A 14,518-nucleotide genomic window follows, 5' to 3' on the forward strand; every position below is an offset into this window, starting at 1 on the left:
CTTTTTATTGCCTGGCGATTAATTCAAAACACCGTCCAGAATTTCGTAGACGATCCCGGTGCCCACCGCGATCAGCACGATATCGCCCCCGGCCCGGCGCCACTCATAGCCCGGATACACCGGCAGACGACTCAGCGCCCGACCGTCCAGCCGCTCGCCGTAATAACCGCGCGGCAACGGCCGACCGCGCTCCAGACGAATACCCGGCGGTGGCGGCGCACCGCGTACGAAGTAGCCGTGATTATCGCGAATGGTCTGCCGCACCGGACCGAAGTCCCGCGGCGGGCCGCCACGGTGGTCGTTTTGCGGGCCACGGTGATCGTCACCGTGGTTCTCGTAATGGCCCGGTTGCGGGCCGCCGTGGTCATGATCATCGCGTGGATCGGCGCTGGCCAGCAGCGGTGTCGCGCTGAACATCAGCACACCCAGTCCGGCAATCAGACGTTTCGGCATTTTCATCGGGTCTTTCCTCACTGCACCACAGCAAAAAGGGATTCAGAACGCGGTTCTGAATCCCTCGGTCTTGCTCAATTAGGCTGCGTCGTGAGGCGCTAATTCCTCTGTATCAGGAACTTTACCTTCAGCTGACGCGGGCCTGACGCACGCCTTCGGACAGTGCCGAGCACAGGCTCAGCACACCGTCGATGGCCTGGTCCGGCGTGGTCGCGTTGGCGATGTGGTCGATCAGGGCCGAGCCCACCACCACACCGTCCGCCAAGCGTGCGATGGACGCAGCCTGCTCCGGTGTGCGGATACCGAAACCGATGCTGATCGGCAGGTCGGTATGCCGACGCAGACGCGTCACCGCTTCTTCGACGTGCTCCAGAGTCGCAGCGCCGGCACCGGTCACACCGGCCACCGACACGTAGTAAACGAAGCCGGAGCTGCCGTTGAGCACCTTCGGCAGACGCGCATCGTCAGTGGTCGGCGTGGTCAGGCGGATGAAGTCCAGACCGGCAGCCTGGGCCGGGTCGCACAGCTCGGTGTTGTGCTCCGGCGGCATGTCGACCACGATCAGGCCGTCGACGCCCGCTTCCTTGGCATCGGCAATGAAGCGCGGCACGCCATACATGTGGATCGGGTTGAAGTAGCCCATCAGCACCAGCGGCGTATCGCTGTTGCCTTCGCGGAACTCGCGGACCATCTGCAGGGTTTTCGCCAGATTCTGTTTGGCGCCCAACGCACGGATGTTCGCCAGTTGAATCGCCGGGCCGTCGGCCATCGGGTCAGTGAACGGCATGCCCAGTTCGATCACGTCGGCGCCAGCACCCGGCAAGCCTTTGAGGATCGCCAGCGAAGTGGCGTAGTCCGGGTCACCGGCGGTGACGAAGGTCACCAGTGCAGCGCGGTTCTGTTGCTTGAGTTCGGCAAAGCGGGTTTGCAGGCGGCTCATCAGTGTTTCTCCTGCTTAGACTGTTCCATGTGATGCATGACGGTCTGCATGTCTTTGTCGCCACGGCCCGACAGGTTGACCACCATCAGGTGATCCTTCGGCAGTTTCGGTGCGCGTTTGAACACTTCAGCCAACGCATGAGCGCTTTCCAGTGCCGGGATGATCCCTTCCAGACGGCAGCATTTGTGGAACGCTTCAAGGGCTTCGTCGTCGGTTACCGAGGTGTACTGGACGCGGCCGATGTCATGCAACCAGGCGTGTTCCGGGCCGATGCCCGGATAGTCCAGGCCAGCGGAAATCGAGTGGGCGTCGATGATCTGACCATCGTCGTCCTGCAGCAGGAAGGTGCGGTTGCCGTGCAACACGCCCGGTACGCCGCCATTGAGGCTCGCCGCGTGCTTGCCGGTTTCGATGCCGTAACCGGCCGCTTCGACACCGATGATCTCCACGCTCTTGTCGTCGAGGAACGGGTGGAACAGGCCCATGGCGTTGGAACCGCCGCCGATGCACGCCACCAGGCTGTCCGGCAGACGGCCTTCCTGAGTTTGCAGCTGCTCGCGGGTTTCCTTGCCGATCACGGCCTGGAAGTCACGAACCATCCCTGGATAAGGGTGCGGGCCGGCCACAGTGCCGATCAGGTAGAAGGTGCTGTCGACGTTGGTCACCCAGTCACGCAGCGCTTCGTTCATCGCGTCCTTCAGGGTGCCGGTGCCGGCCACCACCGGGATCACTTCAGCGCCCAGCAGCTTCATGCGGAACACGTTGGCCTGCTGACGCTCGATGTCAGTGGTGCCCATGTAGATCACGCAGTCCAGACCGAAGCGGGCGGCCACTGTGGCGGTCGCCACACCGTGCATGCCGGCGCCGGTCTCGGCGATGATGCGTTTTTTGCCCATGCGCCGCGCCAACAGGATCTGGCCGATGCAATTGTTGATCTTGTGCGCGCCGGTGTGGTTGAGCTCTTCGCGCTTGAGGTAGATCTTGGCGCCACCGCAGAACTCAGTCAGACGCTCGGCGAAATACAGCGGACTTGGACGTCCAACGTAGTCACGCTGGAAGTAGGCCAGTTCTTCCTTGAATGCCGGATCTTCCTTGGCCGCTTCGTATTCACGGGCCAGATCAAGGATCAACGGCATCAGGGTTTCGGCCACATAGCGGCCACCGAACGCGCCGAACAGGCCGTTATCGTCAGGGCCGCTGCGCAGATTGGAAGTGTTCGAAGTCTGGGTCATGGTGTGCTCCAGGTGAATTCGGGTCGAAAGACAATGACGCCACTCTACCCCTGACCTTCCAGACTGAAAACCGATAAGATCGCCACAACCTGTCAGGAAATCTCACAGATACCATGAGCCATGATCTTCCGCCGCTGAACGCCTTGCGCGCCTTTGAAGCCACGGCCCGGCTGAACAGCGTCAGTCAGGCAGCCGAACAGCTGCACGTCACCCACGGCGCGGTCAGCCGCCAGCTCAAAGTGCTCGAAGAGCATCTTGGCGTCAGCCTGTTCGTCAAGGATGGGCGCGGCTTGAAACTCACAGATGCCGGGGTTCGTCTGCGAGACGCCAGCGGCGAGGCGTTCGATCGGTTGCGCAGTGTGTGTGCCGAGCTGACGCAAAGCACCGCCGACGCGCCGTTCGTGCTCGGTTGCTCCGGTAGCCTGTTGGCGCGCTGGTTCATTCCACGCCTGGGCCGGCTCAATGCCGACCTGCCCGACTTGCGTCTGCACCTGTCGGCCGGTGAAGGCGATCTCGATCCACGGCGCCCCGGACTCGACGCCTTGCTGCTGTTCGCCGAGCCGCCATGGCCGGCAGACATGCAGGTGTATGAGCTGGCGGCAGAACGCATCGGGCCGGTGATGAGCCCGCTGTTCAGCGGTTATCAGCGCCTGCAAGCAGCCCCCGCGTCAGCCTTGCTCAGCGAACCACTGCTGCACACCACCTCCCGCCCGCAAGCCTGGCCGAGCTGGGCACAGCAAAACCACCTCGACGCCAAAGCGTTGAAGCTCGGGCAAGGTTTTGAGCATTTGTATTATTTGCTGGAAGCAGCGGTGGCCGGACTTGGCGTGGCGATTGCGCCAGAGCCGCTGGTGGCCGAAGATTTGAAAGCCGGTCGCCTGGTTGCGCCGTGGGGCTTCTGCGAAACCCCGGCGCAACTGGCGTTGTGGCTACCCAAGCGCGCCGCAGACGAACGCGCCCGGCAACTGGCGCAATGGCTCAAGAACGAGCTGCGCCAGACGGATCACTCGCCGCGCTTGAACAACAAGTAAGCAGCCAGCAGACCCAGCGCACCCACGGCTACACCGGCGGTGGTCCAAGGGTGTTCCTGAGCGTAATCGCGGGTGGCGATCCCGGTCTCACGGGTTTTCACTTTGACTTCTTCGTAGGCATCGCTGAGCAGGCTGCGCGAATGTTTCAGCGCGCTTTCGGCGTTGCCCTTGAGCGCCTTGAGTGTCTTGCGCGACTCGTCCGAAGCGTCATCCTTCAGGCTTTCCAACGATTTGAGCAGACTCTCGATCTCGGCTTCCATGCTTTGCAACGAGGCTTTACGTAAAGAGGTGTTGGCCATGGTGGCTCTCCTGCATTGGTGATGAGTGGCGTGTGTTGGTTGGGACTTCAGCGGTTTGAGAAAGTGCAGAAAATCTGAACTTCGCTTGCGCAGGGCCACCGAAATCAACAGTGCAGATTCACTGCTAGTCTCAATTCCACACGTCAATTCCACACGCCAAGGAGATCGCCATGAGTGACCATCACACGTACAAGAAAGTCGAGCTGGTCGGCTCGTCCACCAGCAGCATCGAAGACGCCATCAACAACGCACTGGCCGAAGCGAACAAGAGCATCAAGCATCTGGAGTGGTTTGAAGTGGTCGACACCCGTGGCCACATCAAGGACGGCAAGGCTGCGCATTTCCAGGTCACGCTCAAGGTCGGCTTCCGGATTGCCAGCAGCTGAGTTTGGGCTACGCTTCTGAACTTGCGCGCTGGCCGAGTGCCATAGGAATGGCAAAGCGCTACAAGGTGAGCGCATCGGGATGCCCGATGCCCGCCTCTTTTAATCCGACCAGGGAGTGCGACCGATGAAGAAGTTCATATTGGCAGTAGGTTTGTTGAGCCTTGCGGGTGGCGCGTTTGCTGCTGGCAAGCCTTGTGAAGAGTTGAAAAGCGAGATTGCCGCGAAACTGGACGCCAAGGGCGTTTCCGGGTATTCGCTGGAGATTGTCGACAAGGGTGCAGCCAGTGACGGCACAGTCGTTGGCACCTGCGAAGGTGGCGCCAAGGAAATCGTCTACAAACGCGGTTGATCGCCTCTGAAATGCAAAAGCCGACGCCAATGCGTCGGCTTTTTTGTGGGCAACGATTTTCCATTGCAGGAGTGAGCCTGCTCGCGATAGCGGTGTTTAAGTCAACGGATGGGGTGGCTGACACGCCGTCATCGCGAGCGGGCTCACTCGTACAGGGGTTGTAGTCAGCCCTTCATGACCTGCGCCAGCAACTCATAGGAATGCAGGCGATCAGCATGCTCATACAGGTCGCAGGTGAAGATCAGCTCATCGGCCTGGGTCTGCTCGACCAGCACCTCCAGCTTCGCGCGGATCTTCTGCGGGCTGCCGACCATCGCCAGACCGAGGAAATCCCCCACCGCCTCACGTTCATGAGGCAGCCAAAGGCCGTCCATGCTTTTCACCGGCGGACGCTGCACCAGACTCTGCCCACGCATCAACGCGAGAATGCGCTGATACACCGAGGTCGCCAGGTAGTCGGCCTGCTCATCGGTATCCGCCGCCACCAGTGGCACACCGAGCATCACGTACGGCTTGTCGAGCACCGCCGAGGGCTTGAAGTGGTTGCGATAGACGCGGATCGCCTCGTGCATGAAGCGCGGGGCGAAGTGCGAGGCGAAGGCGTAGGGCAAACCGCGCTCACCGGCCAGTTGCGCACTGAACAGGCTGGAGCCGAGCAACCAGATCGGCACATTGGTGCCGGTGCCGGGCATGGCGATCACCCGTTGATCCGGGGTGCGCGGGCCGAGGAAACGCGCCAGTTCGGCAACATCTTCCGGGAAATCATCGGCACTGCCGGAGCGCTCGCGGCGCAGGGCGCGGGCGGTCATCTGGTCGGAACCCGGCGCACGGCCCAGCCCGAGGTCGATGCGCCCCGGATACAGGCTCTCAAGGGTGCCGAACTGCTCGGCGATCACCAGCGGTGCATGGTTGGGCAGCATCACCCCGCCGGAGCCGACACGAATCGTCGAGGTGCCGCCGGCCAGATACCCCAGCAACACCGAGGTGGCGGAACTGGCGATGCCGTCCATGTTGTGGTGCTCGGCGACCCAGAATCGGGTGTAGCCGAACTTCTCGACATGCTGCGCCAGGTCCAGCGAGTTGCGCAGCGATTGCGCCGGGCTGCCGTTCTCGCGCACGGGCACCAGATCGAGGGTGGAAAACTTTACGTCGGACAGTTGCTTCATAAACCTGCGTCTCCGAGTGAGGAGGCAGGTTTTTCTTGCGAACGAAAACCTGCCGAATTCATAAGCGTGTTCTGTGCAATGAGGGCATATACCCGAGTTTCAATAGCTGAGGGAAAAATCCTACTAAAAAAGTCAACGATTCACCTGGGCTGAACTTTGTTCCGGCGTCTATCCTCAGAAGCCTTGCAAGCAAAACCACGACGGCGCGGCGTTCCGCGCCAGATCTTGAGGAGGCAAACATGGCTATCGTGAAGAAAGCATCCGCGCATTGGGCAGGCGATCTGAAAACCGGCATCGGCTCGATCTCTACCGAAACCGGCGTCCTCAGAGAAGCGCCTTACGGCTTCAAGGCCCGCTTCGAAGGCGGCAAGGGCACCAACCCGGAAGAACTGATCGGCGCCGCCCATGCCGGCTGTTTTTCCATGGCGTTTTCGATGATTCTCGGCGATGCAGGCCTTAAGGCTGACAGCATCGACACTCAGGCAGAGGTCACGCTGGACCAGGTGGACGGCGGTTTTGCCATCACTGCGGTCAAACTGATTCTCAAGGCGAATATCCCGGGGGCGACGCAGGCGCAGTTTGAAGAACTGAGCACCAAGGCCAAGGAAGGGTGCCCGGTATCCAAGGTATTGAATGCGAAGATTACCCTTGAGGCTTCGCTGGTCAGCTAAGTCGGCGCTGACTGACCCATTCGCGAGCAGGCTCGCTCCCTCAGGGGATTGTGTTGTGAACACGTCCAATGTGAGAGCGAGCCTGCTGGCGAAAGCGATCCTGAAATCACCGCAGTGCCTGAAGATGTGAGCGAAGTCAGAACCCACTCTGCAAAAATATGGTCGAATAAGTGACAGCAGCTTCAGCGCACACCCGTGCGCGCTGCACCAGGGAGCTTCAAATATGAAACGTATTGGCTTGGCGATTCTCTGCAGTGCACTGGCCACAACGGTTCTTGCCGCACCGAAAGACTGTGAAGAATTGAAAAACGAGATCGAGGTCAAGATCCAGGCTAACGCCGTGCCCTCCTACACGCTGGAAATCGTCAGCAAGGAAGAGGCCGAGAAACACGACGTGGCCATGGTCGTCGGCACTTGCGACAACGGCACCAAAGCGATCATTTATCAGAAGAACAGCAACTGATTCACCTCAGGTAAGGCAGACCATGTCACGATCCTCGGCGACGATCTCGCGCTTGGCGTTGTACAACCGGGCACTCGGCGTGAAGCCCAGCGAACGCCCTTCCAGCAGGTAACGCTGGCCGGCTTCGAAATGGTCGTAGCGGATGTACAGATAGCACAGACGTTCGACCGGGCCGGTCATCAGGCTGCTGCCGCCGCCAAATACTTCAAAGTCGAAACGCACCCGCAGCTCATGGCTGCCGGGCGTGACCTGGAAAAACCTGCCATCAGTCAGGCGCACGTTGTCCAGGCGCTCCGCCATGAGCAGTTTGCCGCCCGGGGTCGGGGTCGAGAAATCGACCCAGGCCATGTTTGGATCGACCGGGGGCAGCGGGGTCTGGCAGCCGGCGATTACGCCGACCGCGAGCAACAGCATCAACTTGCGCATGATGGACGTCCAAGGATTCAGACCTCCAGCATAGCGCCGATCAAGTGCGCTGGCAGCCAGCCGGTGTGCCCTGGCCGACGACCCTGCGCTGCTCGTCGTAGAGCTTCGCCCATGGCCGGAAACCGATGCTGCCGGCCTGCAACTGATAGCGCTGACCGGCGTTGAAGTCCTTGAATTTCACATTCAACTGGCAGTCGCACCACAGTGGCTCGGCGTCGGGGCCAATGTTGGTGGCTTCGACCGGAAACTGATAACGCACCTTCAGCTCATGGCTGCCGGGCTGCACCTCGAAATAACGTTTGTCGACCGTGGTTCGGCTATCCACTTGCAGCGCTTGCAGCGCCGTGTCCTGTTGCCGGGCATCGAGATCGATCCAGGCTTGCGAGGGGTCAGGGTCGGGCATTCCGAATCCGGCACAACCGGCCAGCGTCAGCAGGCCTCCTGTCAGCAACAACATGCGCATAGCGAAGCTCCAAATGGCGGGATAGTCTTGCGGGCAGACTTTCCAAAGGATTTTTATTTTGAGCAGGCCGCTTCCAAGCCATGGGTTACTTGATCGCGTTTTTCGGATTTTGTTTCCGGGTGTGATGTTTTTGTTGCTCAACGGTTGTTCCAGCGTCAGCTATTACAGCCAGTTGGCCAGCGGCCAGTTCCAGTTGCTGCGGGCGCGCGAGCCAGTGGCCAAGGTGATCGCCGACCCCAGCCACGACGCTTCGCTGCGCGCTCATCTGACTCAGTCGCAAAAAGCCCGGGCCTTTGCCAGCGAACAGCTACACCTGCCGGACAACCAGAGCTATCGCCTGTACGCCGACATTGGCCGGCCGTACGTGGTGTGGAACGTGTTCGCCACCCCGGAGTTTTCCCTGACCCCGCAGAACCATTGCTTCCCGATCGCCGGTTGCGTGGCCTATCGCGGCTACTACAGCCAGAGCGCTGCCCGTGGCGCAGCGGCGATCCAGCGCCTGCAAGGCATGGACGTGGCGATTGGCGGCGTCGAAGCCTATTCGACCCTCGGCTGGTTCAATGACCCGATTCTCAATTCGATGATGGGCTGGGGCGACGAACGTCTGGCCACGCTGATCTTTCATGAGCTGGCACATCAGCGCTTCTACGTGAAGGACGACACCGAGTTCAACGAGTCCTTCGCCACGTTTGTCGAACAGCAAGGCACCCGACAGTGGCGGGCGTTTCGTGGTCTGCCGCCGGACACCGATGTGCGGCTCAAGCAGCGCGATCAGTTCATCGAGTTGGTGCTGGAAACGCGGTCACGGCTGGAAAAACTCTACGCCCAGTCGCTGCCGGCCGAGCAGATGCGCGAGCGTAAAGCGGCGGCGTTCGAGCAGTTCCGTCGCGCATATCGATTGATGCGCGACAGCCAGTGGGCCGGGGACAAACGCTATGACGCGTGGGTGAATATGCCGCTGAACAATGCGCGGCTTTTACCGTTCGGCCTGTATGACCAGTGGGTGCCGGCATTTGCGGCGCTGTTCAGGCAGGTTGGGGGGGATTGGGTGAGGTTTTATGCCGAGGTCGAGAGGTTGGGTGAGCTGCCGCTGGCTGAGCGTAAGGTGGCTTTGAGAATATTGGCAGATACAAACAGTTGAGTTGATTGGGAGGACGTCATCGCGAGCAGGCTCACTCCTACAGGGTAAGGCGCTCCAAATGCAGGAGTGAGCCTGCTCGCGATAGCCATCTGATCAGCGCTGTAAAAACGCCTGATGCAACTCGGCCAGCGTTTCAAAATGATACGCCGGCGCCTCGGCACTCAACTCTTCAAAGCTGCCAAACCCATAGCCCACCGCTGCCGCGTCCAGCCCGTTGCTGCGCGCGCCGATCAGGTCATGTTTGCGGTCGCCGATCATCAGCGTGTTGGCCGGATCCAGCCCTTCTTCGGCCAGCAGATGCGCAATCAGCTCGACCTTGTTGGTCCGCGTGCCATCCAGTTCACTGCCGTAGATCACCTTGAAGTGTTTGGCGAAGTCAAAGTGCCGGGCAATCTCGCGGGCGAACACCCATGGCTTGGACGTCGCGATATACAGCTGTCGGCCTTGGCCGCTCAGGGTTTCGAGCAATGACGTGACGCCGTCGAACACGCGGTTTTCGTAGAGGCCAGTGACCTTGAAGCGCTCGCGATAGAAATTCACCGCTTCCCAGGCTTTGGCCTCGTCGAAGTCATAGAACTGCATGAACGCCTGCAACAACGGCGGGCCGATGAAGTGTTCCAGTTTGGTCAGGTCCGGCTCATCGATGCCGAGCTTGGCGAGGGCGAACTGGATGGAACGGGTGATGCCCTCACGCGGGTCGGTCAGGGTGCCATCGAGGTCGAACAGTACGGTCTGGTAACGCATGAGAAATCCTGAGCAGGTGTAAGGCGATTCAGAGCTGATCGTAGCCTTCGGCCAGGTGCAGGTCCTTGAGCTTCACGTAGTTCGCTGCGCTGTAGGTGAAGAAGGCGCGCTCCTTGTCAGTCAGTGCACGCACCTGTTTCACCGGACTGCCAACATACAGAAAGCCGCTTTCCAGGCGCTTGCCCGGTGGCACCAGGCTGCCGGCGCCGATGATCACGTCATCCTCGACCACCGCGCCGTCCATGACGATGCTGCCCATGCCGATCAACACGCGGCTGCCGACGCTGCAGCCATGCAGCATGACCTTGTGGGCGATGGTCACGTCATCACCGATCAGCAGCGGGAAGCCCTCCGGGTTGAACGGCCCGGCGTGGGTGATGTGCAGCACGCAGCCGTCCTGTACGCTGGTGCGTGCGCCGATACGGATGCGATGCATGTCGCCACGGATCACGGTCAGCGGCCAGACCGAGCTGTCTTCACCGATTTCGACGTCGCCGATCACCACCGCCGAGGCGTCGACAAACGCGCCTTTGCGGAGCTGCGGGGTGTGATTCTGGTACTTGCGAACGGACACGATAATTTCTCTCTCTGTCGCCGATAGCTGCGGTGGGTGCCGATTGTAATTAAGATGTGGCTATGTTCCTAAATGCATGTTTCTTCCAGCCAAGGTGCCAACCGTGAGCGTGAACAACCCTCTTCTGCAGTCCTACGACCTGCCGCCGTTCTCCACGATCCGTGCCGAACACGTGCTGCCCGCCATTGAAACCATCCTGGCCGACAACCGCGCCGCCATCGCCGAGATCCTCAAGACTCAAGTCGAGAACCCGACCTGGGCCGGCCTGGTATTGGCGATGGACGAGCTCAACGATCGCCTCGGTGCCGCGTGGAGCCCGGTCAGCCACCTCAACGCCGTGTGCAACAGCGCCGAGCTGCGCGAAGCCTACGAGTCGTGCCTGCCGGCCCTGAGCGCCTATTCCACCGAGATGGGCCAGAACCGCGAACTGTTCCAGGCTTATGAAGCGCTGGCCAACAGCCCGGAAGCCGCCGGTTTCGATGTGGCGCAAAAAACCATCCTGGAACACGCCTTGCGCGATTTCCGTCTGTCGGGTATCGACCTGCCGGAAGCCGAACAAAAGCGCTACGCCGAAGTGCAGAGCAAATTGTCCGAGCTGGGCAGCCGCTTCTCCAATCAACTGCTCGACGCCACTCAGGCGTGGACCAAGCACATCACCGACGAAGCCGCCCTCGCCGGCCTGACCGACTCGGCCAAGGCGCAAATGGCTGCCGCTGCGCAAGCCAAAGACCTCGATGGCTGGCTGATCACCCTGGAATTCCCGAGCTACTACGCGGTGATGACCTACGCCCAGGACCGTGCCTTGCGCGAAGAAGTTTACGCCGCCTACTGCACCCGTGCGTCGGACCAAGGCCCGAATGCCGGGCAGAACGACAACGGCCCGGTGATGGAAGAGATCCTCGATCTGCGTCAGGAACTGGCCAAATTGTTGGGCTTCGCCAGCTTCTCCGAGCTGAGCCTGGCGACCAAAATGGCCGAGTCCAGCGACCAGGTGCTGAGCTTCCTGCGCGACCTGGCCAAGCGCAGCAAGCCGTTCGCTGCGCAGGACCTGCAGCAGCTGCGCGCTTACGCCACCGAACAGGGCTGCGCCGATCTGCAAAGCTGGGACAGCGGTTTCTACGGGGAAAAACTCCGCGAGCAACGCTACAGCGTCGCTCAGGAAACCCTGCGTGCCTACTTCCCGATCGATAAAGTCCTCGGCGGTCTGTTCGCTATCGTCCAGCGTCTGTACGGCATCGAAATCGCCGAGCTGAAAGGCTTCGACACCTGGCACCCGGACGTGCGCCTGTTCGAGATCAAGGAAAACGGCCAGCACGTCGGCCGCTTCTTCTTCGACCTCTACGCCCGCGCCAACAAGCGTGGCGGCGCCTGGATGGACGGCGCCCGCGACCGTCGACGCACCGTCAACGGCGTGCTGCAAAGCCCGGTGGCCAACCTGGTTTGTAACTTCACCCCGGCCGACAGCGGCAAGCCCGCGCTGCTGACCCACGATGAAGTGACCACCCTGTTCCATGAATTCGGTCATGGCCTGCATCACCTGCTGACCCGTGTTGATCACGCCGGTGTTTCCGGGATCAACGGCGTGGCGTGGGATGCGGTCGAGCTGCCGAGCCAGTTCATGGAAAACTGGTGCTGGGAGCCGGAAGGCCTGGCGCTGATTTCCGGTCACTACGAAACCGGCGAGCCGCTGCCGCAGGACCTGCTGGAAAAAATGCTTGCGGCGAAGAACTTCCAGTCCGGCCTGATGATGGTCCGTCAGCTGGAGTTCTCGCTGTTTGACTTCGAACTGCACGCCACCCACGGTGACGGTCGCAGCGTTGCCCAGGTGCTGGAAGGCGTGCGTGACGAGGTTTCGGTGATGCGTCCACCGGCGTACAACCGCTTCCCCAACAGCTTCGCGCACATCTTCGCCGGCGGTTACGCGGCGGGTTACTACAGCTACAAGTGGGCGGAAGTACTGTCGGCGGATGCCTTCTCCAAGTTCGAAGAAGACGGCGTGCTCAATGCCGACACCGGTCGCGCCTTCCGCGAAGCGATTCTGGCGCGTGGCGGTTCGCAGGCGCCGATGGTGCTGTTCGTCGACTTCCGTGGCCGCGAGCCATCGATTGACGCACTCTTGCGCCACAGCGGCCTGAGTGAGGACGCAGCAGCATGAGTGAGGCACCTGTGATTACCAAGAAACGCTTTATCGCTGGGGCGGTCTGCCCGGCATGCAGCGAGCCGGACAAGCTGATGATGTGGAACGAGGACAGCGTGCCGCACCGCGAATGCGTGGCTTGCGGTTACTCGGATACGCTGAACGAGCAGGGGTTGTCGGTTCCCAAGGAGCTGGGCACGCGGGTCAATACCAGCGCGCTCAAGCCGGCGCCGGACAAGAACGTCCAGGCCGTGCAGTTTTTCCCGAATCCGAAACTGAAGAAAAAGTCCGAAGACTGAGCCGGCGAATAACCCTCCACGGTGCAACACCGTGGAGGGTTCCGCTTATTTGAGGTTGACCGACTGGAACCAGCTCTTCATCGAGCAGGTGGCAAATGCGCTGGTGCTGCAATCGCCATTGGCCAGAGCAGTGCGCAGTTTGTCGACATCGGCCTGCATCACATAGCGCACGCCATCCTTGAAATGGCCGCTTTCACCAAAACCGCCCTGAGTCATTTCATTCAGCGCGTCTTCCTTGCTCCAGCCCTGCACCACGATCCGGTACATCGCCGCCATCAGGCCGGTGCGGTCGGAACCATGCTTGCAATGCATCAACACCGGGCCATTGGCTTCGGCGGCCTGAATCGCGCGCAGGGTCTTGAGCACATCAGCGTCATCGACATGGTTGGTGCGATAAGGCAGTTGCACTTGATTGATGCTCGGCTCGGACAGCCAGCTGCTGTCGGCTTCCGGCAGGAAGTTGATCACCGTCGCCACTTTGAGGTTCTTCAGCAACGGCACCGCGCCGCCGTCCGGCAAGGCACTGCGGTACAACGTTGGCGACATCTGAAACAGGTTGTACTGCACTTCAACCGGTTGCGCCCATTCCGGGGGACGCGATGTTGCAGCGGCGTCAGCCTGGGCCGGTATCAAGTGCAGCAGGGCGACAAGCGACAAACACAAAGCAGGGAAAAGGCGCACTCGGGACATGCTGGGTTGACCGTATCGGGATTCATCAATGAAAGGTCCCGCAGCTTCTACGTCTGGCGGTCAAAGCCCTGTGAGGCACTTGTCAAAGAATCGTGAATCCGCGCGATTTCATTGAGCGCCGCGTAAAAAAACCGCGGCTTTTTCCGCTGAATCGGTTCAACTAGATGATTAGCCTGCTACCATTTGTCACACGATGTTGCAGGCGTCCCCCTTTTCCCGGTCAAACGGGCCACGCGCCGCGACGAAAAAATGCTCAAGCCGTTCGCAGAAACGGACAACCATCAATGCCTGATGAGGTGCACCCCATGTCTGATGCAGATCGAGACAACCCGCGGCGTGAGTTCTTGCGCAAATCCCTGACCCTGATTCCCGTGGTCACCCTCGCCGGTACCGGTCTGGGCAGCAGCGTCTTGCAAGCGGCGCCTGAAGCCACCCCGGCGGCGCCCGCCGCAACTGCGTCGAAGACCGAGGCCGGCGCTTACCAGCCGAGCTATTTCACCGCCGAGGAATGGGCCTTCATCAATGCCGCCGTGGCGCAGTTGATCCCCAACGACGACCAGGGTCCGGGCGCTCTGGAAGCCGGCGTGCCGGAATACATCGACCGCCAGATGAACACTCCGTATGCCGCCGGTGCCCTGTGGTACATGCAGGGTCCGTTCAACGCCGATGCAGCGCCGGAGATGGGCTGGCAGAGCAAACTGGTGCCCAAAGAGATCTATCGCCTGGGCATCGCCGCCGCGGATCAGTGGGCAAAATCACTCAACGGTAAAACATTTGCCGAGCAAGACAGCGCTACCCGAGACGATTTGCTCAAGCAACTCGAGGCTGGAAAACCGCAGTTCGATGCCGTTCCGGCGAAGATTTTCTTCAACCTGCTGCTGCAAAACACCAAGGAAGGGTTCTTCTGCGACCCGATCCACGGCGGCAATAAAGGCATGGTCGGCTGGACCATGATCGGCTTCCCCGGCGCCCGCGCCGATTTCATGGATTGGGTGGAACGCAACGAGCAATACCCCTTCCCGGCAGTTTCGATTCGCGGCGAGAGGGCTTGAGC

19 protein-coding genes are annotated in these 14,518 nt (G+C 60.8%); 9 read left to right on the forward strand and 10 right to left on the reverse strand.

The genetic code is table 11. From position 1 onward, the window contains the following. Window positions 1-18: 18 nt before the first annotated feature. The 3 genes from KKQ10_RS04705 to trpB form a co-directional block, all read right to left on the reverse strand. The gene (locus tag KKQ10_RS04705; RefSeq protein WP_127649337.1) at window positions 19-459 is read right to left on the reverse strand and encodes an anti-virulence regulator CigR family protein; all 441 of its coding nucleotides are present in this window, start codon (window positions 457-459) and stop codon (window positions 19-21) included. A gap of 121 nt (window positions 460-580) precedes the next feature. After that, on the reverse strand, window positions 581-1,393 hold the full coding sequence (trpA, locus tag KKQ10_RS04710) for a tryptophan synthase subunit alpha (RefSeq protein WP_127649339.1): 813 nt from the start codon (window positions 1,391-1,393) through the stop codon (window positions 581-583). After that, window positions 1,393-2,625, reverse strand: coding sequence for a tryptophan synthase subunit beta (trpB, locus tag KKQ10_RS04715; RefSeq protein ID WP_215500403.1), 1,233 nt, complete (start codon window positions 2,623-2,625; stop codon window positions 1,393-1,395). Before trpB ends, trpA begins: the two co-directional genes overlap by 1 nt. A gap of 113 nt (window positions 2,626-2,738) precedes the next feature. On the opposite strand from trpB, the gene KKQ10_RS04720 reads away from it, so the two are divergent. Continuing rightward, window positions 2,739-3,656 (forward strand): LysR family transcriptional regulator, encoded by a 918-nt coding sequence (locus KKQ10_RS04720; protein ID WP_215500404.1) that lies wholly within the window; start codon window positions 2,739-2,741, stop codon window positions 3,654-3,656. Here KKQ10_RS04720 and KKQ10_RS04725 read toward each other — a convergent pair. After that, a complete protein-coding gene (locus KKQ10_RS04725) occupies window positions 3,629-3,955 on the reverse strand; it encodes an ElaB/YgaM/YqjD family protein (RefSeq protein WP_007953918.1) in 327 nt (108 codons plus the stop codon). The genes KKQ10_RS04720 and KKQ10_RS04725 overlap by 28 nt on opposite strands. Window positions 3,956-4,125: 170 nt before the next feature. On the opposite strand from KKQ10_RS04725, the gene KKQ10_RS04730 reads away from it, so the two are divergent. Together KKQ10_RS04730 and KKQ10_RS04735 are read left to right on the forward strand one after the other, a co-directional pair. Next, the gene (locus tag KKQ10_RS04730) at window positions 4,126-4,341 is read left to right on the forward strand and encodes a dodecin (RefSeq protein ID WP_003220389.1); all 216 of its coding nucleotides are present in this window, start codon (window positions 4,126-4,128) and stop codon (window positions 4,339-4,341) included. Window positions 4,342-4,465: 124 nt separating this feature from the next. Further along, window positions 4,466-4,690 (forward strand): DUF1161 domain-containing protein, encoded by a 225-nt coding sequence (locus KKQ10_RS04735; protein WP_215500405.1) that lies wholly within the window; start codon window positions 4,466-4,468, stop codon window positions 4,688-4,690. A 164-nt stretch (window positions 4,691-4,854) separates the two neighbouring features. Here the strand turns inward: KKQ10_RS04735 and KKQ10_RS04740 are convergent, their stop codons facing one another. After that, window positions 4,855-5,856, reverse strand: a complete 1,002-nt coding sequence (locus KKQ10_RS04740) for an LLM class flavin-dependent oxidoreductase (protein WP_103483943.1) — start codon at window positions 5,854-5,856, stop codon at window positions 4,855-4,857. 239 nt (window positions 5,857-6,095) lie between these two features. Here KKQ10_RS04740 and KKQ10_RS04745 point away from each other — a divergent pair, with 239 nt between their 5' ends. Together KKQ10_RS04745 and KKQ10_RS04750 are read left to right on the forward strand one after the other, a co-directional pair. Beyond that, window positions 6,096-6,527 (forward strand): OsmC family protein, encoded by a 432-nt coding sequence (locus KKQ10_RS04745; RefSeq protein ID WP_215500406.1) that lies wholly within the window; start codon window positions 6,096-6,098, stop codon window positions 6,525-6,527. Window positions 6,528-6,750: 223 nt separating this feature from the next. Next, complete coding sequence (locus KKQ10_RS04750) at window positions 6,751-6,990, forward strand: DUF1161 domain-containing protein (RefSeq protein ID WP_215500407.1); 240 nt, start codon at window positions 6,751-6,753, stop codon at window positions 6,988-6,990. Between the two features lie 6 nt (window positions 6,991-6,996). Here the strand turns inward: KKQ10_RS04750 and KKQ10_RS04755 are convergent, their stop codons facing one another. Beyond that, window positions 6,997-7,416 (reverse strand): PA0061/PA0062 family lipoprotein, encoded by a 420-nt coding sequence (locus KKQ10_RS04755; protein ID WP_215500408.1) that lies wholly within the window; start codon window positions 7,414-7,416, stop codon window positions 6,997-6,999. 40 nt (window positions 7,417-7,456) lie between these two features. After that, window positions 7,457-7,879: a PA0061/PA0062 family lipoprotein gene (locus KKQ10_RS04760; RefSeq protein WP_215500409.1), complete on the reverse strand. Its 423-nt coding sequence runs from the start codon at window positions 7,877-7,879 to the stop codon at window positions 7,457-7,459. A gap of 58 nt (window positions 7,880-7,937) precedes the next feature. On the opposite strand from KKQ10_RS04760, the gene KKQ10_RS04765 reads away from it, so the two are divergent. Beyond that, window positions 7,938-9,020, forward strand: coding sequence for an aminopeptidase (locus KKQ10_RS04765; RefSeq protein WP_215500410.1), 1,083 nt, complete (start codon window positions 7,938-7,940; stop codon window positions 9,018-9,020). Between the two features lie 93 nt (window positions 9,021-9,113). On the opposite strand, the gene KKQ10_RS04770 is transcribed toward KKQ10_RS04765, so the two are convergent. Both KKQ10_RS04770 and KKQ10_RS04775 read right to left on the reverse strand, forming a co-directional pair. Continuing rightward, a complete protein-coding gene (locus KKQ10_RS04770; RefSeq protein WP_215500411.1) occupies window positions 9,114-9,764 on the reverse strand; it encodes an HAD family hydrolase in 651 nt (216 codons plus the stop codon). Window positions 9,765-9,792: 28 nt separating this feature from the next. After that, the gene (locus KKQ10_RS04775; RefSeq protein WP_215500412.1) at window positions 9,793-10,338 is read right to left on the reverse strand and encodes a gamma carbonic anhydrase family protein; all 546 of its coding nucleotides are present in this window, start codon (window positions 10,336-10,338) and stop codon (window positions 9,793-9,795) included. Window positions 10,339-10,414: 76 nt separating this feature from the next. On the opposite strand from KKQ10_RS04775, the gene prlC reads away from it, so the two are divergent. Beyond that, window positions 10,415-12,493 carry an oligopeptidase A gene (prlC, locus tag KKQ10_RS04780; protein ID WP_215500413.1) on the forward strand — a complete coding sequence of 693 codons (2,079 nt, stop codon included), beginning with the start codon at window positions 10,415-10,417 and terminating at the stop codon, window positions 12,491-12,493. Continuing rightward, window positions 12,490-12,774, forward strand: a complete 285-nt coding sequence (locus KKQ10_RS04785; RefSeq protein WP_127649361.1) for a YheV family putative zinc ribbon protein — start codon at window positions 12,490-12,492, stop codon at window positions 12,772-12,774. The genes prlC and KKQ10_RS04785 overlap by 4 nt, the downstream gene beginning before the upstream one ends. A 45-nt stretch (window positions 12,775-12,819) precedes the next feature. On the opposite strand, the gene KKQ10_RS04790 is transcribed toward KKQ10_RS04785, so the two are convergent. After that, window positions 12,820-13,464, reverse strand: coding sequence for a dual specificity protein phosphatase family protein (locus tag KKQ10_RS04790; protein ID WP_127649363.1), 645 nt, complete (start codon window positions 13,462-13,464; stop codon window positions 12,820-12,822). A gap of 305 nt (window positions 13,465-13,769) precedes the next feature. Here KKQ10_RS04790 and KKQ10_RS04795 point away from each other — a divergent pair, with 305 nt between their 5' ends. Beyond that, on the forward strand, window positions 13,770-14,516 hold the full coding sequence (locus KKQ10_RS04795; RefSeq protein WP_215500414.1) for a gluconate 2-dehydrogenase subunit 3 family protein: 747 nt from the start codon (window positions 13,770-13,772) through the stop codon (window positions 14,514-14,516). The last annotated feature ends 2 nt before the right edge of the window (window positions 14,517-14,518 follow it).

The sequence above is a fragment of the Pseudomonas sp. MG-9 genome, from assembly GCF_018729515.1.
GTDB classification, from domain to species: Bacteria; Pseudomonadota; Gammaproteobacteria; order Pseudomonadales; family Pseudomonadaceae; genus Aquipseudomonas; species Aquipseudomonas serboccidentalis.

Bases quoted from the DNA above. Each gene is read 5' to 3' on its own strand.
- KKQ10_RS04750 (WP_215500407.1), top strand. From the start codon at position 6,751: ATGAAACGTATTGGCTTGGCGATTCTCTGCAGTGCACTGGCCACAACG.
- KKQ10_RS04740 (WP_103483943.1), bottom strand. From the start codon at position 5,856: ATGAAGCAACTGTCCGACGTAAAGTTTTCCACCCTCGATCTGGTGCCC.
- KKQ10_RS04745 (WP_215500406.1), top strand. From the start codon at position 6,096: ATGGCTATCGTGAAGAAAGCATCCGCGCATTGGGCAGGCGATCTGAAA.
- KKQ10_RS04790 (WP_127649363.1), bottom strand. From the start codon at position 13,464: ATGTCCCGAGTGCGCCTTTTCCCTGCTTTGTGTTTGTCGCTTGTCGCC.
- trpA (WP_127649339.1), bottom strand. From the start codon at position 1,393: ATGAGCCGCCTGCAAACCCGCTTTGCCGAACTCAAGCAACAGAACCGC.
- KKQ10_RS04720 (WP_215500404.1), top strand. From the start codon at position 2,739: ATGAGCCATGATCTTCCGCCGCTGAACGCCTTGCGCGCCTTTGAAGCC.
- KKQ10_RS04735 (WP_215500405.1), top strand. From the start codon at position 4,466: ATGAAGAAGTTCATATTGGCAGTAGGTTTGTTGAGCCTTGCGGGTGGC.
- KKQ10_RS04705 (WP_127649337.1), bottom strand. From the start codon at position 459: ATGAAAATGCCGAAACGTCTGATTGCCGGACTGGGTGTGCTGATGTTC.
- KKQ10_RS04725 (WP_007953918.1), bottom strand. From the start codon at position 3,955: ATGGCCAACACCTCTTTACGTAAAGCCTCGTTGCAAAGCATGGAAGCC.
- KKQ10_RS04730 (WP_003220389.1), top strand. From the start codon at position 4,126: ATGAGTGACCATCACACGTACAAGAAAGTCGAGCTGGTCGGCTCGTCC.
- KKQ10_RS04755 (WP_215500408.1), bottom strand. From the start codon at position 7,416: ATGCGCAAGTTGATGCTGTTGCTCGCGGTCGGCGTAATCGCCGGCTGC.
- KKQ10_RS04785 (WP_127649361.1), top strand. From the start codon at position 12,490: ATGAGTGAGGCACCTGTGATTACCAAGAAACGCTTTATCGCTGGGGCG.
- KKQ10_RS04770 (WP_215500411.1), bottom strand. From the start codon at position 9,764: ATGCGTTACCAGACCGTACTGTTCGACCTCGATGGCACCCTGACCGAC.
- trpB (WP_215500403.1), bottom strand. From the start codon at position 2,625: ATGACCCAGACTTCGAACACTTCCAATCTGCGCAGCGGCCCTGACGAT.
- prlC (WP_215500413.1), top strand. From the start codon at position 10,415: ATGTTTCTTCCAGCCAAGGTGCCAACCGTGAGCGTGAACAACCCTCTT.
- KKQ10_RS04795 (WP_215500414.1), top strand. From the start codon at position 13,770: ATGTCTGATGCAGATCGAGACAACCCGCGGCGTGAGTTCTTGCGCAAA.
- KKQ10_RS04760 (WP_215500409.1), bottom strand. From the start codon at position 7,879: ATGCGCATGTTGTTGCTGACAGGAGGCCTGCTGACGCTGGCCGGTTGT.